Genomic DNA, 19,091 nt, shown 5'->3' with positions numbered 1-19,091 from the left:
CATGAAACTCTGCCGCTTTGGAGAACCGGGTGCCGAAAAGCCCGGTCTGATCGACCACAATGGCGATCTGCGCGATCTGTCGAACGAAGTCGCCGATATCGGGAACGAAGCCCTGTCGGACATGTCGCTCGACATCCTGTCCAAGGTCGATGCGATGCAACTGCCGCTGGTCGAAGGCCCGGTCCGATACGGCCCCTGTGTCGCCAACGTGGGCAAGTTCCTCTGCATCGGCCTCAACTTTTCCGATCATGCCGCCGAAACCGGCGCGGCAATTCCCGAACATCCGATTGTGTTCCACAAGGCCACCAGCTCGATCATTGGCGCGAACGACGATGTCGTCATGCCGCGTGGGTCGACCCGTTCCGACTGGGAGGTGGAGCTGGGTGTGGTGATTGGCACGACCGCCAAATACGTCAGCGAAGATGACGCGCTGAACCACGTTGCGGGCTATTGCATCGTCAACGACGTGTCCGAACGGCATTTCCAGACGCAGCTGTCCGGGCAGTGGACCAAGGGTAAATCCTGCGACACCTTCGGGCCGATCGGCCCATGGCTGGTCACACGCGACGAGGTGGGCGACCCGCAGAATCTGGCCATGTCCTGTGAAGTGAATGGCAAGCGGATGCAGACCGGCAACACAAACACCATGATCTTCACGGTCGCGCAATGTATCAGCCATCTGAGCGGGCTGATGACCCTGCATCCGGGCGACGTCATCACCACAGGCACCCCTCCGGGCGTCGGAATGGGGATCAAGCCGAACCCGGTCTATCTGAAAGTCGGCGATGTGATGGAGCTTTCGATCGACAAGCTGGGATCGCAGCGTCAGGAGGTAAAGATCGATGACTAAGACGCGCCTCCTCCAGATCGGGGACATTACCGACCGGATGCGCGATGCCCTGTCGGAGCATTTCGACATTGATGTGCTGTTCGATCAGGACGACCGCGCAGTATTCCTGGCGAAAAACGGCGCTGAATACCCGGCGATTCTGACCAACGGGCACTGGGGGGTGCCCGACGACGTCGCCGCTGCGACCCCGAACCTCAAGGTCGTCAGCAGCTATGGCGTGGGCTATGATGCCATCGACGCCGACGCCTATGCGCGCCGTGGCGTGAAGGTCGCGCACACACCCGACGTTTTGAACGACGAGGTAGCGGATACTTTCGTCATGCTCTGGCTGGCGGTCTCGCGGTCGCTGATCCCGTCGGATCGTCATGCGCGTTCGGGCAAATGGGAGACGGAGGGGAATTATCCATTGACCCGCACCGTGCAGAACCGGCGTGTGGGTATTCTCGGACTGGGTCGCATCGGCCAAACCATCGCCGACCGGTGCGAAGCCTTCGGGGCCGAGATCCACTATCATTCCCGGTCGAAAAAGGACGTGGCCTACACGTACCATGATACGGCGAAATCCTGCGCCGAAGCGGTCGAGGTTCTGGTCGCCATCACACCCGGCGGCCCGTCGACGCAGCATATGGTCAATGCTGAAGTATTACAGGCGCTTGGCTCCGACGGTCTGTTCTTCAACGTCGCGCGCGGGTCCGTCGTGGATGAGCGGGCCTTGGTGAAGGCCTTGCAGGATGGCGTGATCGCAGGCGCGGGCCTAGACGTGTTCGAGGAGGAGCCGAAGATTCCCGATGCGCTCAAGTCGATGGACAACGTCGTGCTGACCCCTCATGTCGCGTCCGGCACGCACGAGACGCGGCAGGCGATGGGCGATCTTGCAGTGGGAAATCTGACGCAATGGCTCAAGGACGGCACGGTCAAGACCCCGGTGCCGGAGTGCCGTCACCTTTGACGAAGATCTGGGCGGCTTCATGCAGGGCCGCTCTTTCTTTGCTCTGTAAATACTCCGGGGGCGCGAAGGGAAGTCCCTCGCTCCGCCCTCAGACGCTAAGGCCCGGCATGTCAACGATCCGCCCCGCCAGATAGGTCACCCGGTCCGACACTTCGGTCCGCACCGGGCCGATATGCGGCGCATCGCGCAGGGTGGTAAACCAGTGCTCCGGCGGGTTGCGCCCGCGCGAATTACCGTCAAAACGCAGGTCCCGCAGCACGGCTTCGGCTTCGGGGGGCAGGCGGTCCGGAATGTCCTGACCCGACAGCACCGCCCAGTTCCCCGACCAGAGCCGCCCGACCGACCAGGGATTATACCCTCCGCCCCCCAGCAGCAGGAATCGCGGGGCCAGTTGCATCAGTGCCGCCAGCAGATCCCAATGCGCGTTGTTTGACAGGGCAAGCCGGGACAGCGGATCTTCGTCGACCGCATCGGCCCCGCATTGCAAGACGATGGCGTCGGGCGCGAAATGTTCGACTGCCGGCAGCATCAGGCGATCTCGGGCCAGCGCCATCTCGCTGTCGTTCAGACCGCGCGGCAGGGGCAGGTTGAAGGTCTGGCCGACGCCCGCATCCCCGATCAGCCCGGTAAACGGCCAGCGTTTTTCCTCGTGCGTCGAAATCAGCAGCGTATCGGGGTCATCGGCGAAGGCGTATTCGACCCCATCCATGTGATGCGCGTCGATATCGACATAGGCCACGCGGACAGCACCCGCGCGTTTCAGCGACAGGATGCCCAGCACGGCATCATTCAGATAGCAGAATCCGTTCGCCCGATCCGGCATCCCATGGTGCGTCCCACCGCCGGGGTTATGGATGCGGCCGCCGTCGCGCAGCAGTTCTCCGGCCAGCAAAGATGCGCCCGCTCCGGTTGCGGGACGGCGAAACATCTCGGGGAAGACCGGGTTCGAAACTGTGCCGAGGCCATGTCGCGCGCGGGCATCTTCGTCCACTGCGCCGGAGACCTCGGCATGTTGCAAGGCAGCAAGATAAGCAGGCGTATGCCAGACGGACAGGGCGGCGGGTTTGGCGCGGGGCGAGGTTCGGAATTGCGATGCAGGCAGCCATCCCATTGCGCGCGTCAGGTCCAGCACCGTCGAAACGCGGGGGACGCGCAGAGGGTGCCACGTGCCATAACTCGACCCGCGATAGATGTCCGACCCGAGCAGAAGCGGTGTCACGGGATTGGGCTCTTTTTCGGTAGGATGGCTTCGATGGCGCGCGTCATCTGCGGCGACATCGATCGGGTGCCCACCCGCCCGGCAGCGTCAATCCCGCCCGATGGATTCAGCCGCATCTTGTTGAAGTTCCAGTCAGGCCTTTCGCCATATATCTTCTGCAAGATCCGCCGATCCGCGTATTGATCGGTGAACCCGCACAGCGATGTGGTGCGCACCATCAAAACCATGCAATCCTTCTGGGTGTCGAGGCCGATGGTTCCGCCTTCGCGCGCGCCGAACACGAACCCGATGTCGGTATGGGTCAGCATGGGGGGGCGTTGTCATGGTACATCCCCCGAGGCTAGCCGGACCGCGCCTGCAATCAAGGGGCTACGGCTTGCGCGAGACGCAAAACCTCCTAGATTGAAAGGGGTAACGACATCGGGGATCCTATGATCCGCTATTCGCTGAAATGCACGGATGGCCATGCCTTCGACAGCTGGTTCCAGTCCGCCGACGCCTTCGACGCTTTGGCGGCCAAGGGGCTGGTGACCTGTGCCGCATGCGGTAGTGATCGCGTGGAAAAGGCGCTCATGGCGCCCAAGGTCGGAAGCCTTGCCGTACCCGCGTCTGACATCGAGAAGAAAATCGCGGCCCTGCGTCGCAAGGTTGAATCCGAAGCCACCTATGTCGGCGGTCGCTTCGCCGAAGAAGCGCGGGCGATCCATGGCACACAAGGCGACAAGGCGATCTACGGCGAAGCGAATGCGGCAGAAGTGAAGTCGCTGCTGGAAGATGGCGTGCCCATCGCGCCGTTGCCGTTTTTGCCGAAATCGAAGGCGAACTGACATGCGTGCCCTGATTACCGGCACGTCGCGCGGCATAGGCGCTGCATTGGTCGACGAGGGCCGCGCGCGCGGGCACGAAGTGATCGGTACGACCCGTTCGGGCGATGCGCCGACCCTTGACGTAACTGATACGAGTGCGCAGGCCCGTGTCGCGGCAGAAATCGGCGCGATTGACCTGCTTGTCTGCAATGCAGGCGTCTTCCTCGATCGAGGCGCGACGCTGGAGACCCTGACCGCCGAGGCGCTGAACGACAGTTTCGCGACCAATGCGACCGGCGTGTTCCTGACCGTGCAGGCGCAGCTTGAAAATCTGTCCGAAGGGGGCCGGATTGCCATTATCTCATCGCAGATGGGGTCTTCGTCACAGGCCAGCGGCAACAGTTTCGCCTATCGCGCGTCCAAGGCGGCGGCGATCAATCTGGGACTCGGTCTGGCGGACGCCCTGCGGGAGCGGGGCATCGCGGTCGGTATCTATCATCCGGGTTGGGTCCGAACCGATATGGGTGGCAACTCGGCTGCGATCTCGGTCGAGACCTCGGCCAATGGATTATGGGATCGATTCGAGGCGTTGACCCTTGCACAGACCGGTGCATTCGAAACCTATGATGGGACGCCTCATCCTGTCTGATATCACCAGACGGGCCGCTCTGGCCTCGGGTGCGGCGCTGGCTTTTACAGGGCCGGTGTTGGCCAATGCACAGGTGTCCGTCTTCGCAGCCGCCAGTCTCAAGCCCGCTCTGGATGAAATCGCTGCGGGGTGGGACGTGACGCTATCATATGCGGGAAGCGGCACCCTTGCACGTCAGGTCGCTGCCGGCGCGCCAGCCGATGTCGTGTTGCTTGCGGCGACGGACTGGATGAACTGGCTGGCCGGACAGAATGTGCTGGTCGGCGATCCTGTCCCGGTGGCGGGCAACCGGCTTGTTCTGGTGGGACCTGCCGGTCTCGGTCGCGTCATGCTTTCTGGAAGGGGCATATCGGCGGCGCTCGGGCCAGGACGGCTGGCAATGGGCGATCCGATGTCGGTGCCCGCAGGGCGCTATGCCCAACAGGCGCTGGAGACGCTGGGCCTGTGGACCGGTCTCTCGGATCGTCTGCTGCTGACCACCGATGTGCGCGCCGCGCTGGCCTATGTTGCGCGCGGCGATGTGCCTTTGGGTGTGGTCTACAAGTCCGATGCTGTCGGCACCGGAGTAGAGGTCGCGGCAACCTTTCCTGCGGACAGCCATGCGCCGATCCTCTATCTGGCCGCCTGCGTGACGGCCCGGCCCGAGGCGGCGGAGTTCCTGTCGCATCTCCGCGCCTCCGGTGACATCCTCGCGGCTTACGGCTTCACCGCCGCACCGACCGAATGATTGAGCTGCCGCCCGAGGCATGGGAGGCGCTGCGCCTGTCTCTGAAGGTATCCATCGTGGCGACCGTCCTGTCGCTGCCCGTGGCGATCTGGGTGGCGCACATTCTGGCGCGGGGCCGATTTCGCGGTCGGGGTTTGCTGGATGCCCTTGTCCACCTGCCACTGGTGCTGCCGCCGGTCGTAACCGGATACGCCCTGCTTTTGCTGTTCTCGCGCTCCGGGCCTCTGGGCGCGGTGCTGGAGCCGTTAGGCCTCGGCCTTGCCTTCCGCTGGACGGGGGCTGCGCTGGCAGCGGCGATTATGGGATTCCCCTTGATCGTACGCGCGATCCGGCTGGCGTTCGAAGCGGTCGATCCCAAACTGGAGGAGGCGGCGGCAACACTTGGTGCATCGCCCTGGCGGGTCTGGCGGACGGTCACGTTGCCGCTGGCCGCACCGGGCGTTTTGGCGGGGGCGACGCTGGGCTTCGCCAAGGCCTTCGGCGAATTCGGCGCGACGATCACCTTCGTCGCCTCCATCCCCGGCGAGACGCGGACCTTGCCCTCGGCGATCTATGCCTTTTTGCAAGTGCCGGATGGCGGAGCGGGCCTGCGCGGACTGGTGGCGATTGCGGTTGTGGTCGCAGTGGGAGCAGTCCTGGTTTCGAACTGGCTGGCGCCGCGCATCGCTGCCCGCGTGGCGGGTCGCTGATGTTGGACGTGTCGGTTCAGCACCGGGTCGGGGCGTTCACGCTGGACGTCGATTTGCAGACCGCATCCGGCGTCACGGCGGTCTTCGGTCCGTCGGGTGCGGGCAAGACCACGCTGGCACGTTGCGTCGCCGGTTTGACGCGACCGGATACCGGGCGGATCGCAGTGGACGAGCGGGTCGTGTTCGATGGCGATACGGACCTGCCGCCGCATCGGCGCGACATCGGATATGTATTTCAGGAGGCCCGGTTGTTCCCGCATCTGAGCGTCCGGGGCAACCTGATGTATGGCGCGGGGCGCGGGACGGACCCCACCGATGTGGCAAATATGCTGGGGATTGCCGATCTGATGGATCGGCGCCCCGGCGCTCTGTCTGGCGGCGAAGCGGCGCGGGTCGCTATCGGACGCGCCCTGCTGCGGCAGCCGAAACTGTTGATCATGGACGAGCCGTTGGCGGCGCTGGATGCCCGGCGGCGCGAGACGATCCTTCCATGGCTGGAGCGGTTGAGGGGGGCTGGCGTGCCGATCCTCTATATTTCGCACGCCATCGAGGAGGTCGCGCGATTGGCGGACACCCTGGTTCTGCTGCGGGAGGGGCGCGTGGTGCGGGCCGGGCCGTTGACCGAAATCCTCTCCGACCCCGAGGCTGCCGCGCTGATGGGACCGAGCCAGGCGGGCGCGGTGCTGGAGGGTGATGTGATCGAGGTCGCCGATGGCTTGGCCGCAATCCGGACCCCGGCGGGCGTCTTGCACGTCGCGGGCGTGACCGGGGGCCGCGTGCGCATCCGCATCCGGGCCGAAGACGTTATCGTCGCTACCCAGAAGCCGCAGGGCTTGTCCGCGCTCAATACCCTGCCTGCCGTGATCGAAGCAGTGCAGGCCGGGCAGGGGCCGGGCGTCATGCTGCGGTTACAGGCCGGAGATGGGGTATTGCTGGCAAGGCTGACCCGACGGTCGTTCGACAGGCTGGGGTTGGGCGTGGGGCAGAAGGTCTGGGCCGTCCTCAAGACCAGCGGCGTGGCGCGATCGGACGTGGGGGGCGGAAGTTAGCGCGCGCGATGCAACGCGGCTTCGAGGCCCGGCAGCAACGCGCGTCTTTCGCCCGGTGTCAGGAACGATCCGATCTCGACCGCGCGCGGACCGCCTTCCAGTGTCAGGTAATCCTCGACCCGGCCCACTTTCGCGTGCCATTTCACGCGCGCCCAATGCGAATTCGCCAGCCAGTCGCGGGTGGAACCATCGGGGTCTGTCCGGGTCAGGGTAGCGGTATCTGCCGTCACGGAAAACACTTCCAGAATATCGCGGTCTTTCCAGCTGCGATTTAGCGACCACCACAGAGCGACGACCGATAACATCGCAAAGGGCAGGATACCCCAGAGGGCGACTGTTCCCAGAAGCGCGACCAGCGGCAACATCGCCATGACGGAGGTGCCGCCCATGATCCAGACAAAGCCGGTCCCGGTTAGTGACTGATGCGGCCAGAGCCGCACTTCATACAACAAGGCCCCGGACGATGCCGGGGCCTGCTGTCGGTCTACGGTGACCTCGTAGGGCATCAGTGTCCCGGTTGCTTGTCCCACATGTCGCGCGTGGGAAGCTGTTCGAACGTGTGCGCCGGCGGCGGGTTTGACAGGGTCCATTCCAGCGTGTCCGCATGCTCGCCCCAATAGGCCGGTTCGGTGACCTTGCGACCCGCGAGGATGGTGTAGAACACCACACCGATGAAGAACAGGAACGAGGCGAAGGACAGGAAGGCACCCCAGCTCGACACATAGTTCCAGAGCGCGAAGGCATCCGGATAGTCGATGTAGCGGCGTGGCATGCCCTGGCGGCCCAGGAAGTGCTGCGGGAAGAACGTCAGGTTCGCGCCGATGAAGAAGGTCCAGAAGTGCAGCTTTCCGGCCCATTCGGGATATTGGCGACCGGACATCTTGCCGATCCAGTAATATATGCCCGCAAAGATGCCGAATACCGCACCCAGAGACATCACATAGTGGAAGTGCGCGACCACGTAATAGGTATCGTGATAGACCCGGTCGATCCCGGCCTGGCTTAGCACGATGCCGGTCACGCCGCCGACGGTGAAGAGGAAGATAAACCCGACCGCGAACAGCATCGGGGTCTCGAAGCTGACCGAGCCGCCCCACATCGTCGCGATCCAGGAGAAGATCTTCACCCCCGTCGGAACCGCGATGATCATCGTCGCGACCATGAAGTAGGACTGCTGTGTCAGCGACATGCCGACCGTGTACATGTGGTGCGCCCAGACGACGAAGCCCAGACCGCCGATTGCGACCATCGCATAGACCATGGGCAGGTAACCGAAGATCGGTTTTTTTGAAAAGGTGCTGATGACATGAGACACGATGCCGAATGCGGGCAGAATCACGATGTAGACCTCGGGGTGACCGAAGAACCACAGGATGTTCTGATAGAGCACCGGGTCACCGCCTCCTGCCGGATCGAAGAACGTCGTTCCGAAGTTCCGGTCCGTCAGCAACATGGTGATCGCTCCGGCCAGAACCGGCAGTGCCAGCAGGATCAGCCAGGCCGTCACGAAGATCGACCACGCGAACAGCGGCACCTTGTGCAGCGTCATGCCCGGTGCGCGCATGTTCAGAAAGGTCGTGATGATGTTGATCGCGCCCAGAATGGACGACGCGCCCGATACGTGGACGGCGAAGATGGCGATATCGGTCGACATGCCCGCTTCGGTCGTGGACAGCGGCGGATACAGCACCCACCCGATGCCGGACCCGTTCTGACCGTTGCCACCGGGCACCAGCACCGACAGGATGGCCAGCGAAGTGCCTGCCACGAACAGCCAGAAAGACAGGTTGTTGAGGCGCGGAAAGGCCATGTCCGGCGCACCGATGTGCAGGGGCATGAAATAATTGCCGAAACCGCCGAACAGGGCCGGGATCACCACGAAGAACATCATAAGGATGCCGTGGCCGGTAATCAGCACGTTCCACAGGTGACCGTTCGGCGTGCAGGTTTCCGCGGCGTTCGCAAACAGCCGCGCCCCTTCGATGCACATGAACTGAACACCCGGCTCCATAAGTTCGAGCCGCATGTAGATGGTGAACGACACCGAGATGAAACCCGCAAGTCCGGAAACGAACAGGTAAAGGATCCCGATATCCTTGTGATTTGTAGACATGAACCAGCGCGTGAAGAAGCCCGGCTTCTCGTGCGTGTCGTGTCCGGTCTGTGCGGCGTCGGCCATGCGGTCGCTCCCGTGACGTGAAAATCGATTCTGCGGCGGGATGCGGACACCCTTCCGTGATACAGGGCGTTCTAGCCCTCGTATCCCGCTGGGGCAACGGCACAAGAGGTCGCGGAGGGCGGGAAAATTGCCGCAGGGGTTGTTTTATCGGTCCTGTCTCAGGTTCGGTACTGCGCCAGAGCCCGGTTTTCCGCAGGAATGCGAACGCCGAACAGCAATGCGGCGTTCAGGGCCGTGAAAAGGAGCGCAACCCAGGTCAGTCCCAGAACCATGGGCGTCACGGCGATTTCTGCAATGACGACCGCATAATTCGGATGGGGGATTATGCGGAACGGCCCGCGTGACTCCAGCGGTTCGTTCAGGACGATGATGCGGGTGGTCCATCGCTCGCCCAGCGTGACCAGAACCCAGACCCGCAGGACTTGCAAGATGACGAAGGCCGCTAACCAGGGCAGGCGAAGCGGCTCATCCCAGCCCCAGACGACCATCGCCCCGATCCACGCAATGTGCAGGACGACGATGGCCGGATAGTGCGCCGCGCCATGTTCCACTGCCCCGCGTGCGAGCAAGCGGGCGGTATTGTGCCGCGCGATCGCCAGTTCGACCAATCGCTGCACGATCACGAAGGTCAGGAACAGGACCGGGCCGATCATGCGGAAATCTCCAGCGGAACGAAGGACGCGGTGAAGCCCGGGCCGAGCGCCATCATCAGGAACCGGCCCGTGCGCCCGGCTTTTCGGGCGGCATCCAGCACGAACAGGACGGTCGGCGCGCTCATGTTGCCATGGTCGCGGAGCACTTCGCGCTCCAGGTCGAGCGTGCCGTCGGGCAGGTCCAGCGCGGTTTCCAGCGCGGTGATGACCTTTGCTCCTCCGGGGTGACAGATCATGCCATCGAATTCGGCCCGCGTCCGACCCATGGCGGTCAGGGCCGCGTCGACCGCCCCTGCCATATGCGCCATGGCAAAGGCGGGAATGGACCTGTCGAAGATCACGCCAAGGCCGGAATCGTCCACGTCCCAGCCCATGATCTCCAATGTGTCGGGCCAGATGTGCTGAACGCCCGCGTCCAGCGTGATGGCAGCCGCGCCATCGGTCGACAGACAGGCCGCCGCAGCGCCGTCACCGAACAGAACGGTGGCGATGATATCTGACTTTTGCAGCCGATCCGTGCGGAACGATGGGGTGCAGGCCTCGACTACGATCAGCAGGACACGCGCGCCGGGACGCCCCTTGGCAAGCTGTGCGGCGATCGACAGACCGGAGGCGCCGCCCGCACACCCCAGCCCGAAAACCGGCACTCGCATCACATCCTGGCGGAATCCCATATCGCTCCAGACCACTGCCTCCAGCGTCGGTGTGGCGATGCCTGTTGACGTGACGGTCACGACCACGTCGACCGTTTTCGCGGTCCAACCCGCGTCATCCAATGCGGCCGAAGCGGCATCGCGGACCATCGCGGCACAGCCATTGTGCCAGATGCGGTTGCGCTCTTCCCACCCATGGGCGGCATCGTCGAACCATTCCAGCGGTGCGACAGAACGTCTCCGTTCGATGCCGGACTGCGAAAAGGTCGTCAGGAGACGGGCGAATTGAGGATACCGCGGACCAAGGATCTTTTCGGCACGCGCCTGAACCAGATCTTGTGGCAGGTCGTGTGGCGGCAATACGGTCGCCAGCCCGTGAAGCATAACAGTCATGGGCCAATTATCCCGAGAGCGGATCAAGACCGCCGTTCGCGACAACATGGATCGCCGCAGAGTCGCGTCAAACGCTCATCGAACACAAAATCGGCATTCGACCGTTTACGCGACGTCACGACAGCCTGTAGATTCGCCTGAGCGGTGGGACGACGTATCTGCCGAATATCAGGAGGCCAAGCGTTATGGCGGCTTACGTAATCTTCGACGTCGATATCCGCGATGCGGATGAGTATCAGATCTTCATGACGCGCGTGAAGCCAGCCCTGGCCGAGGCAGGGGCGAAATATCTGGCGCGCGGCGGCCCGCACAGGGTGCATGAGGGCGATTGGGAACCGCGACGGATCGTCTTGATCGAGTTCCCATCCGTCGCCGCGTGGGAGGAGTTCTATAACGGACCAACCTACCAAGGACTCAAAACAATCAGGGATGCCTGCAGTTCTGCTCGACTGGTCTGTGTAGAAGGGCTGGATGCGTCAGTTTGACGAACCCGGTTTGATGCCGCCTATGCGTCGCTGACATTCGGAAAAGCATGCCCGAACGTCCGCTTCAAAGCCGCGTCCAGATCGTCCATCGTCACCGGCAGCCCCAGGTCGACCAGCGACGTGATTCCATGCCCGGTGATGCCACAGGGCACGATACCATCGAAATGCGACAGATTTGGCTCAACGTTGATCGACAGGCCATGAAAGCTGACCCATTTCGACAGGCGGATGCCGATGGCGGCGATCTTGTCTTCGCGCGGGGTGCCGTCGGGCAGGGGCGGTTTATCGGGCCGTTCGATCCAGACGCCGACCCGACCTTCGCGGATATGCCCGGTCAGTCCGAATTCGGCCAGTGCGGCGATGACCCAGGTTTCCAGCGTCTGCACGAAGGCGCGCACGTCGCGACCCCGCGCCCCGACGTCCAGCATCGTATAGACGACCCGCTGCCCCGGCCCGTGGTAGGTATATTGTCCGCCGCGCCGGGCCTCGTAGACGGGAAACCGGGCCGGGTCGGTCAGGTCCGCCGGTCTGGCCGAGGTTCCTGCCGTGTACAGCGCTGGATGTTCCAGCAACCAGATCGCCTCGTTCGCCGTGCCGTTGCGGATCGACGCGACCCGGTCCTGCATCGCGGTCAGGGCGTCGGGATAAGGGACGGGCGCGTCCGAAGTGATCCAGTCGGGTTGCATGATCGGTGACTAGGTCGGAGACCGCCGCGCCGCAAGTCGCGCCCACGGTCTGGGGTCCGACCCAAAGGCCATTCGCGACACGGCGCTTTTCGCGCTATCGCCCGACAAACCCTCTTTCCTTTCCCGTACGGCGCGGCTATCCCCGCGCCACGCTGAACTGGCTTTGCGGTCGTGGCGGAATTGGTAGACGCGCAGCGTTGAGGTCGCTGTGAGGTAACACTCGTGGGGGTTCGAGTCCCCCCGACCGCACCAGCCAGAAATGCCAAAACGCCGTCCCTTCATCGGGTCGGCGTTTTTGCATTTCGAAACGCACGTGAACCGGGGCAGGTCAGGCCGTCCGTGTGCCCCAGCCGCGCCATGCCGGGCGGGTGTCGGTCAAACTGATCTCGCCGTGACGCTCGGACCCCAGGCGCAGCGTCGCTTCGCGCAGAATTTCGATACCGACATTCGCATCCTTTGGCAGCAATGCACCGTCCAGTGGCCGTCCGAACGTCAGGTGATACGGCTGCACGTCCTTGTTAAGCGTTTCATGAAACAAGGTTATATCGCGCAATGTCGGGTGGATTGCATCGAAGGCATAGAACATCGCCGAATTGCGCGCCCGGATGTGCAGAGGAATGACCGGCAATTCGAACTTGCGCGCGATCATGGCGGCCGAGGCCATCCACGGACGTTCGTGCAGGCGAAGGCCGCGCCGCTTGGCCAGTCGTCCGCTGGGAAAGATAACGCCCAGACGCCCGGCTTCCAGCGCCTTACGCGTCAGTTGCATCGTTTCACGTGTCTTGCTGACAGTGCGCTTGTCCTCGCGCCATTCGACGGGAACGATGATGTCCGAAAACTGCGGTAAGACGCGAAGGATATCGCTGTTGGCATAGTAGAATGCATCGGACCGCCGCTGCATCAGCTGATCGTGCAGGATGATGCCGTCGGCGATGCCGGTGGGATGGTTCGTCACGACAAGGGCGGGACCGGTCGTCGGGACGTTTTCAATGCCCGTTGCTGTGACGCGACGGGCGATGCGGCGGGCAAGGTCCGCCATGATGTCGGGGACGGGCAAATCGATATAATGTGTGCCGATTTCGACCGAGCGTTCATAGGCCAGAAGACGGTCAAGGATGCCGCGCGCGGCTCGGGAGGAAACACCCGGTTCGAACAACCATGGGGCCCGTTCAGCAATCATTGGATCTAGACGGTCGCGCATGGCGCTTCCTCAGCATTCTAAGTGTCAGGTCCATGATAGCCCTGTCAGATTATGAGACAAATAGTCCTGCGTGGCCAGCAATTCCACTGCGTATTGGTGGTGAACGCAAAAACCCGCTGTCGTGGGGTTTCACGCATCGCTCCTGCGGCACGCTAATCATTATATCGGTGAAATAAGAAGCCTGCCCGCTCTGCACCCGAATGATGGCTTGCGTGACCTCATGAGCCGCGCCGTAACACCCACCTAAATCAATCAGCCGCGTCGGCATGATCCCCATTGCCCGACGATACCCGATAATCCGGACGTGTCATGCTTTCAGCATCCGGATCACCATCTCCGACAGGTCACGGCTGAGACCTGTTGTTCCCGAAATTCGCTCCAGTTGTGCCTTCATCATGGCTTGACGGTCGGCATCGTAGCGGGTCCAGCCGTCGAATGCCGTCGACAGGCGAGCCGAAGTCTGGGGGTTCGATTTATCAAGGTGCAACAGCCATGACGCCAGGAATTCATAGCCTGTACCATCGGGATTATGAAATCCTGCCGGATTGCCGCCCGTCAGCCCCGCGATCAGGGACCGGAATCTGTTGGGGTTCGACGCGTCGAAATCCCTGTGTCGGGTCAAGCGATCGGCCACACCCACCGCATCGCGCGGCGCGGCATGGGCGACCTGCGCCATGAACCACTTGTCCATCACCAGGCGATCATCCTGCCAATCCTGTTCGAAGCGGTGGGCGACCGTCTCGTCGCCTGCATCCAGAAGGCAGGCGAAGGCCGCCATGCGATCGGTCATGTTGTTGGCCGCGTCATAAGCCGCACGCGCCGCCTTGCCGCCATCGAGCATCGTCTGCAACCGCAGCAGGGTAGCGGAAAGCGCCCGTTTGCCGGCGTCCTCGGCTTTCGGGTCGTAACTGCCGGGGGTGGCATTGCTCTCACGAAGGTCGGACAGGTCGTCTCGGAGATGCTCGGCCATCGCAAGCTGTGCGGCGCGGCGGACGGCATAGATCCGATCCGGGTCGGGGACGACATCGGCATTGTGCAGCGACTGTGCCAGATCGTCTTCGGACGGAAGCGCAAGCGCCAGTGCCCGGAACGCCGGATCGGCATCGGTATCAGTCGCAAGGGTCGTCATCGCGTCCAGCCATGGCGTGTCGAAGTCAGCATCGTCCGTTACCGCACGCATCAGCCGGTCCTTGGCCAGCGCCCGACCGGCCTCCCATCGGTTGAACGGATCGGTATCATGCGCAAGCAGGGTAAGCCGCTCCGCGTCTGGTTGGACGAAGTCGAGGATGACTGGCGCGGAGAAGCCCCGCAGAATTGACAGAACCGGCTTTGCGTCCAAATCGAACGACAGGTGGTCGGTCTCGGACGTCAGCTCGTGGATCTGCGTTCCGACAACTTCCGACCCGTCCTGAGCCAGTAGTCCGAAGGCCAGTGGAATCGGCATCGGTTTCTTGTTTGCCTGACCCGGCGTGTCGGGGATGACCTGTTCCAGGTCAATACGATACGAGCCGTCGTTAAAGTATTCTGTCACTTTCACGACTGGTGTTCCAGCCTGCGTGTACCACAGCTTGAACTGTGTCAGATCACGACCCGTCGCCGCCTCGAAACAGGCCAGCCAGTCTTCGATGGTGCAAGCCTGCCCGTCGTGCCGTTCGAAATAAAGCGCGCATCCGGCGGCATATCCTTCGGCCTCCACCAGCGTGCGCAGCATGCCGATAAGCTCGGCACCTTTCTCATAGATGGTGGCGGTGTAGAAATTATTGATCTCGACAAAGCTTTCAGGCCGGACAGGATGGGCCAGCGGTCCGGCATCTTCGCGAAACTGGCGTGCGCGCAGGTTCAGCACGTCGCCGATATGCTGCGTCGCAAAACCGCGCGCGTCCTGACTGAACTGTTGATCGCGAAACACCGTCAGCCCTTCCTTGAGACACAGCTGAAACCAGTCGCGGCAAGTGATGCGGTTGCCGGTCCAGTTGTGAAAATACTCATGCGCGACGATGCGTTCGATATTGGCGAAATCCGCATCGGTCGCGGTTTCAGGCGAGGCCAGGACATATTTGGAGTTAAAGATGTTCAACCCCTTGTTTTCCATCGCGCCCATGTTGAAATCATCGACCGCCACGATGTTGAACACCGACAGGTCATAGACGCGGCCATAGACTTTTTCATCCCAGGCCATCGAACGTTTCAGACTGTCCATTGCATATGCGGTCCGCCCCTCGTCGCCGGGCCGGACCCAGACATTCAGCGCAACGTCGCGTCCGTCCATCGTGGTGAAACTGTCGTTTGTCGCGATCAGGTCGCCCGCGACAAGCGCGAACAGATAGGTCGGTTTGGGCCATGGATCGCGCCAGTGTCCATGACCGGTTTCGTCGCCGTTCGACAGCATTACGGGAAGGTCTGCGTCGATCTGCACGTCATAGGTCGCCATCACGTCGGGCCGGTCCAGCATGTACGTGATCCGGCGGAACCCCTCGGCCTCGCATTGTGTGCAATACATGCCGTTGGACATGTACAGCCCGGACAGGGCCTTGTTGGTCTGCGGCGCGATCTCGACCTCGGTTTCCAAAAGGAAGCTGTCGGGGGCGTTCAGAATCGTCAGCGTCGTCTCGGTCAGACTGTAGGCGTCTGGAGATAACTCCTCTCCGTCCAGCCGGACGGCCAGCAGCTTCAGCAGTTCGCCATTCAGAACCATGTCGCCCGGCCCCTGACGGATACAGGTCAGGCGGGAAGAAACGCGCGTTGCCAACGGGTCCAGACGGACCTGCAGATCGACGTGGGTCACCGTCACGGGAACGGGGGCATAATCGGCCAGATAGATGGTTTGATCCTGTTCGGGGGTCGCATCGCGCATGGAAGGCTCCTTTTGCGGGCAAGCTAGGGCTGGCGGAATGGGGGCGCCAGTCTATTTCCGCTGAGGCGGGGAACACAGCGAAACCAGGGCGGTTTCGCCATGGCCAGGATGATGCGGAAGGCGAATATGCCGACGAAAACCTGTGCGACCTGCGGGCGGCCGTTCACATAGCGTCGAAAGTGGGCAAAGGATTGGGACCAGGTGCGATATTGTTCAGACAAATGCCGTTTGAGGCGAAGCGGTAAGAAAACTTGACCAATCCTTGTTGCCGATAGGAAACCTGCGCGTTACATCCCTGTCAACGCTCAAGGAAGGATCGACATGACCCGTATCAATAAATCCGGCCTTCAGGTCTCGACCGATCTGGCCAGCTTCATAGACGACAAGGCACTTGTCGGCACCGGCGTCGAGAGCGCCGCCTTCTGGGACGGCTTTTCGAAGCTCGTCCACGATCTGGCACCGAAGAACGCGGCCTTGCTTGCCAAACGCGCTTCGATCCAGACCCGGATCGACGATTGGCACAGGGCCCGCGCCGGTCAACCGCACGATGCCACAGCCTATAAGTCTTTCCTGACTGACATCGGTTATCTGGTTCCCGAAGGCCCCGATTTCACGCTGGAAACGCAAGGCGTTGACCCGGAAATCGCAGAGGTTCCCGGACCGCAGCTGGTCGTGCCGATCACCAATGCACGGTATGCCCTGAACGCTGCGAATGCGCGCTGGGGGAACCTGTATGACGCGCTCTACGGCACGGATGCGATCGGCGATTTGCCGTCTGGTAAGGGGTATGACGCGGCGCGCGGTCAGCGGGTGATCGATTGGGGCAAGGGATTTCTGGATCAGGTGCTGCCGCTGACTCAGGGGTCGTGGAAGCACGTGACCGATCTGAAGATCGAGGACGACCGACCCGTACTGCGCAAGGGTGCCGACGTCGTGGAGATCGCCGATCCACACGCTTATCAAGGATGGGTCGAGACTGATGGCACGATCCGCGTTCTTTTGCGCAATAACGGGCTGGGGATCGTTCTGGTGATCGCGCGGGACGGCACGATCGGCCGTGACGATCCGATGGGTCTGGACGCGATTCATCTGGAATCGGCGCTCTCCGCGATCATGGACTGCGAAGATTCGGTTGCCTGCGTTGATGCGGAAGACAAGATCGGTGCCTATGCGAACTGGCTGGGGCTGATGCGTGGCGACCTCTCGGAGCAGGTGACCAAGGGCGGCGAAACCTTCACCCGCGCGCTGAATCCCGACATGGAATTCAACGGTCCGGGTGGCGTCATCACTGCTAAGGGACGCGCCCTGATGTTAATTCGCAATGTCGGGCACCTGATGTCGAACCCGGCCATCCTGCTGCGCGACGGCAGCGAGATTCCCGAAGGACTGATGGATGCGGCGATCACGACGCTGATCGCGATGCACGATCTGAAAAAGACCTATGGGCCACGCAATTCGGTGACAGGGTCGGTCTACGTCGTGAAACCCAAGATGCACGGCCCCGAAGAGGTCGCCTTCGCGGACGAGATATTCTCCCGCGTCGAAGCGCTGCTGGGTCTGCCCGCGAATACCGTGAAACTGGGCATCATGGACGAGGAGCGCCGGACGTCGGTCAATCTGAAGGAGTGCATACGGGCCGCCAAGACGCGCGTGGCCTTCATCAATACCGGCTTCCTGGACCGGACCGGCGACGAGATACATACCAGTATGGAAGCCGGACCGATGCTGCCCAAGGGCGAGATGAAATCAACTCCCTGGATCAAGGCTTATGAAGACCGGAACGTTGATATCGGGTTGGCTTGCGGCTTGAAGGGCAGGGCGCAGATCGGCAAGGGGATGTGGGCCATGCCCGACCTGATGGCCGATATGCTGGAACAGAAGATCGGTCATCCGCAGGCTGGCGCGACCTGTGCCTGGGTTCCGTCGCCGACCGCCGCGACGCTGCACGCGACGCATTATCATCATGTCGACGTTCTGGCCCGTCAGGACGAACTGGCCGCCGGTGGCGCGCGGGGCACGCTGGAGGATCTGCTGACCATACCGGTGATGGAGGGGCGCAACCTGTCCGACGCGGAGGTCACGGCGGAAATCGAGAATAATGCGCAAGGCATCCTGGGGTATGTTGTCCGTTGGGTCGATGCCGGTATCGGATGTTCCAAGGTGCCGGATATCAACGACGTCGGCCTGATGGAAGATCGCGCGACCTGCCGGATTTCGTCACAGGCGCTGGCGAATTGGCTGCACCACGGTGTGATCTCGGCCGATCAGGTCGAGGCCGGGATGCAGAAGATGGCCGCCAAGGTCGACGCCCAGAATGCGGGCGATCCAAGCTATGTGCCGATGGCGCCCGGCTTCGACGGTATCGCCTACAAGGCTGCGCAGGACCTTGTATTTAAGGGTCGGGTGCAGCCATCCGGCTATACCGAACCGGTGCTGCACCGGCGCCGGCTAGAGCTGAAGGCCAGCTGACGCTACCCACCGAAAACTTATCGAAAGGACCATATCAATGGCCGAAATCAACCTGCGCCGCGCCCGCCAGATCATCAAAGGCATCATGGCGCGTGGCAAGGAGATGGATCTGAAACCACTGTCCGTCATCGTGCTGGATTCTGGTGGTAACGTGAAGGCGTTCGAACGGGACGATGCCGCCGCACCGGGCCGTTTCGCCATCGCACACGGCAAGGCCTATGGCTCGATCATGCTGGGCATGGCAGGCAAGGCCCAGATGGCGCGCGCCGAACAGCAGGCCTATTTCATGGCCGCCGTGAACGGTGTGTTCGGCGGGCAGGTCGTTCCGGTGCCGGGGGGCATACTGGTGCGTGATGCCAAGGATAATATTATCGGCGCGGTCGGGGTCACCGGCGACACATCGGACAACGACGCGGTTGCGGGCCTTGCCGGGATCGAAGCGGCGGGCCTTAAGGGCGAGGCCTGACCGCCACCGCTCGGGTTGCGGGAGTTTTGCGCCACGGACCGCGGCAAGCGCCCATCTTCGGTTCGGGATCAATCTGGATAGCGGCATAGTGCAGGCCGCTCCTGCCGTCATCCA

Annotated in this window: 19 protein-coding genes, 1 tRNA gene and 1 pseudogene; 12 read left to right on the top strand and 9 right to left on the bottom strand. The window is 62.5% G+C overall.

Going from position 1 to position 19,091, the window contains the following annotated elements:
- Nucleotide 1: 1 nt before the first annotated feature.
- Both AC13C2_RS10690 and AC13C2_RS10685 read left to right on the top strand, forming a co-directional pair.
- Nucleotides 2-850 (top strand): fumarylacetoacetate hydrolase family protein, encoded by an 849-nt coding sequence (locus tag AC13C2_RS10690; RefSeq protein WP_339640863.1) that lies wholly within the window; start codon nucleotides 2-4, stop codon nucleotides 848-850.
- Entirely contained in the window at nucleotides 843-1,799 is a 957-nt protein-coding gene (locus AC13C2_RS10685) for a 2-hydroxyacid dehydrogenase (RefSeq protein WP_482886795.1), read from the top strand. The genes AC13C2_RS10690 and AC13C2_RS10685 overlap by 8 nt, the downstream gene beginning before the upstream one ends.
- A gap of 88 nt (nucleotides 1,800-1,887) precedes the next feature.
- Here AC13C2_RS10685 and AC13C2_RS10680 read toward each other — a convergent pair whose 3' ends face one another.
- Nucleotides 1,888-3,018, bottom strand: a complete 1,131-nt coding sequence (locus tag AC13C2_RS10680; protein WP_474521847.1) for an acetoin utilization protein AcuC — start codon at nucleotides 3,016-3,018, stop codon at nucleotides 1,888-1,890.
- Nucleotides 3,015-3,326 carry a hypothetical protein gene (locus tag AC13C2_RS10675; RefSeq protein ID WP_482886794.1) on the bottom strand — a complete coding sequence of 104 codons (312 nt, stop codon included), beginning with the start codon at nucleotides 3,324-3,326 and terminating at the stop codon, nucleotides 3,015-3,017. The genes AC13C2_RS10680 and AC13C2_RS10675 overlap by 4 nt, the downstream gene beginning before the upstream one ends.
- A 123-nt stretch (nucleotides 3,327-3,449) precedes the next feature.
- Between AC13C2_RS10675 and AC13C2_RS10670 the strand changes: the two genes are divergently transcribed.
- From AC13C2_RS10670 to modC, 5 genes are read left to right on the top strand one after another with little or no spacing between them, the layout of a single operon-like run.
- Entirely contained in the window at nucleotides 3,450-3,845 is a 396-nt protein-coding gene (locus AC13C2_RS10670; protein ID WP_092761703.1) for a DUF1178 family protein, read from the top strand.
- 1 nt (nucleotide 3,846) lies between these two features.
- On the top strand, nucleotides 3,847-4,473 hold the full coding sequence (locus AC13C2_RS10665) for an SDR family NAD(P)-dependent oxidoreductase (RefSeq protein ID WP_092761701.1): 627 nt from the start codon (nucleotides 3,847-3,849) through the stop codon (nucleotides 4,471-4,473).
- Nucleotides 4,451-5,200, top strand: a complete 750-nt coding sequence (gene modA / locus AC13C2_RS10660; RefSeq protein ID WP_482886793.1) for a molybdate ABC transporter substrate-binding protein — start codon at nucleotides 4,451-4,453, stop codon at nucleotides 5,198-5,200. The genes AC13C2_RS10665 and modA overlap by 23 nt, the downstream gene beginning before the upstream one ends.
- Nucleotides 5,197-5,889 carry a molybdate ABC transporter permease subunit gene (gene modB, locus AC13C2_RS10655; RefSeq protein WP_092761699.1) on the top strand — a complete coding sequence of 231 codons (693 nt, stop codon included), beginning with the start codon at nucleotides 5,197-5,199 and terminating at the stop codon, nucleotides 5,887-5,889. The genes modA and modB overlap by 4 nt, the downstream gene beginning before the upstream one ends.
- The gene (gene modC, locus AC13C2_RS10650; protein ID WP_482886792.1) at nucleotides 5,889-6,938 is read left to right on the top strand and encodes a molybdenum ABC transporter ATP-binding protein; all 1,050 of its coding nucleotides are present in this window, start codon (nucleotides 5,889-5,891) and stop codon (nucleotides 6,936-6,938) included. The genes modB and modC overlap by 1 nt, the downstream gene beginning before the upstream one ends.
- Here modC and AC13C2_RS10645 read toward each other — a convergent pair.
- The 4 genes from AC13C2_RS10645 to AC13C2_RS10630 form a co-directional block, all read right to left on the bottom strand.
- Entirely contained in the window at nucleotides 6,935-7,444 is a 510-nt protein-coding gene (locus AC13C2_RS10645; RefSeq protein WP_092761697.1) for a DUF2244 domain-containing protein, read from the bottom strand. The two genes, modC and AC13C2_RS10645, sit on opposite strands and share 4 nt — an antisense overlap.
- Entirely contained in the window at nucleotides 7,444-9,117 is a 1,674-nt protein-coding gene (locus AC13C2_RS10640) for a cytochrome c oxidase subunit I (protein ID WP_482886791.1), read from the bottom strand. The genes AC13C2_RS10645 and AC13C2_RS10640 overlap by 1 nt, the downstream gene beginning before the upstream one ends.
- A gap of 158 nt (nucleotides 9,118-9,275) precedes the next feature.
- The gene (locus AC13C2_RS10635; protein WP_092761693.1) at nucleotides 9,276-9,770 is read right to left on the bottom strand and encodes an isoprenylcysteine carboxyl methyltransferase family protein; all 495 of its coding nucleotides are present in this window, start codon (nucleotides 9,768-9,770) and stop codon (nucleotides 9,276-9,278) included.
- Nucleotides 9,767-10,816 (bottom strand): type III polyketide synthase, encoded by a 1,050-nt coding sequence (locus tag AC13C2_RS10630; RefSeq protein ID WP_482886790.1) that lies wholly within the window; start codon nucleotides 10,814-10,816, stop codon nucleotides 9,767-9,769. The genes AC13C2_RS10635 and AC13C2_RS10630 overlap by 4 nt, the downstream gene beginning before the upstream one ends.
- A 185-nt stretch (nucleotides 10,817-11,001) precedes the next feature.
- Here AC13C2_RS10630 and AC13C2_RS10625 point away from each other — a divergent pair, with 185 nt between their 5' ends.
- Nucleotides 11,002-11,301 carry a DUF1330 domain-containing protein gene (locus tag AC13C2_RS10625; protein ID WP_482886789.1) on the top strand — a complete coding sequence of 100 codons (300 nt, stop codon included), beginning with the start codon at nucleotides 11,002-11,004 and terminating at the stop codon, nucleotides 11,299-11,301.
- A 20-nt stretch (nucleotides 11,302-11,321) separates the two neighbouring features.
- Here AC13C2_RS10625 and lipB read toward each other — a convergent pair whose 3' ends face one another.
- Nucleotides 11,322-11,987: a lipoyl(octanoyl) transferase LipB gene (gene lipB / locus AC13C2_RS10620; protein ID WP_482886788.1), complete on the bottom strand. Its 666-nt coding sequence runs from the start codon at nucleotides 11,985-11,987 to the stop codon at nucleotides 11,322-11,324.
- Between the two features lie 165 nt (nucleotides 11,988-12,152).
- Between lipB and AC13C2_RS10615 the strand changes: the two genes are divergently transcribed.
- Nucleotides 12,153-12,239, top strand: a tRNA-Leu gene (locus AC13C2_RS10615).
- A gap of 76 nt (nucleotides 12,240-12,315) precedes the next feature.
- Here AC13C2_RS10615 and AC13C2_RS10610 read toward each other — a convergent pair.
- On the bottom strand, nucleotides 12,316-13,188 hold the full coding sequence (locus AC13C2_RS10610; RefSeq protein ID WP_092761685.1) for a 1-acyl-sn-glycerol-3-phosphate acyltransferase: 873 nt from the start codon (nucleotides 13,186-13,188) through the stop codon (nucleotides 12,316-12,318).
- A 307-nt stretch (nucleotides 13,189-13,495) separates the two neighbouring features.
- Nucleotides 13,496-16,042: an aminopeptidase N gene (gene pepN, locus AC13C2_RS10605; protein ID WP_482886787.1), complete on the bottom strand. Its 2,547-nt coding sequence runs from the start codon at nucleotides 16,040-16,042 to the stop codon at nucleotides 13,496-13,498.
- A 99-nt stretch (nucleotides 16,043-16,141) separates the two neighbouring features.
- On the opposite strand from pepN, the pseudogene AC13C2_RS10600 reads away from it, so the two are divergent.
- The 3 genes and pseudogenes from AC13C2_RS10600 to AC13C2_RS10590 all read left to right on the top strand — a co-directional run bounded on the left by AC13C2_RS10600 (nucleotide 16,142) and on the right by AC13C2_RS10590 (nucleotide 18,977).
- Nucleotides 16,142-16,297: pseudogene (locus tag AC13C2_RS10600) on the top strand (DUF2256 domain-containing protein).
- 66 nt (nucleotides 16,298-16,363) lie between these two features.
- Nucleotides 16,364-18,511 carry a malate synthase G gene (locus AC13C2_RS10595; protein WP_482886786.1) on the top strand — a complete coding sequence of 716 codons (2,148 nt, stop codon included), beginning with the start codon at nucleotides 16,364-16,366 and terminating at the stop codon, nucleotides 18,509-18,511.
- Nucleotides 18,512-18,548: 37 nt separating this feature from the next.
- Nucleotides 18,549-18,977: a GlcG/HbpS family heme-binding protein gene (locus tag AC13C2_RS10590; RefSeq protein WP_424337890.1), complete on the top strand. Its 429-nt coding sequence runs from the start codon at nucleotides 18,549-18,551 to the stop codon at nucleotides 18,975-18,977.
- Nucleotides 18,978-19,091 lie beyond the last annotated feature (114 nt).

It is taken from the genome of Jannaschia sp. L-14R (genome assembly GCF_056857695.1).
This window is presented reverse-complemented; position numbering and strand designations above follow the sequence as displayed.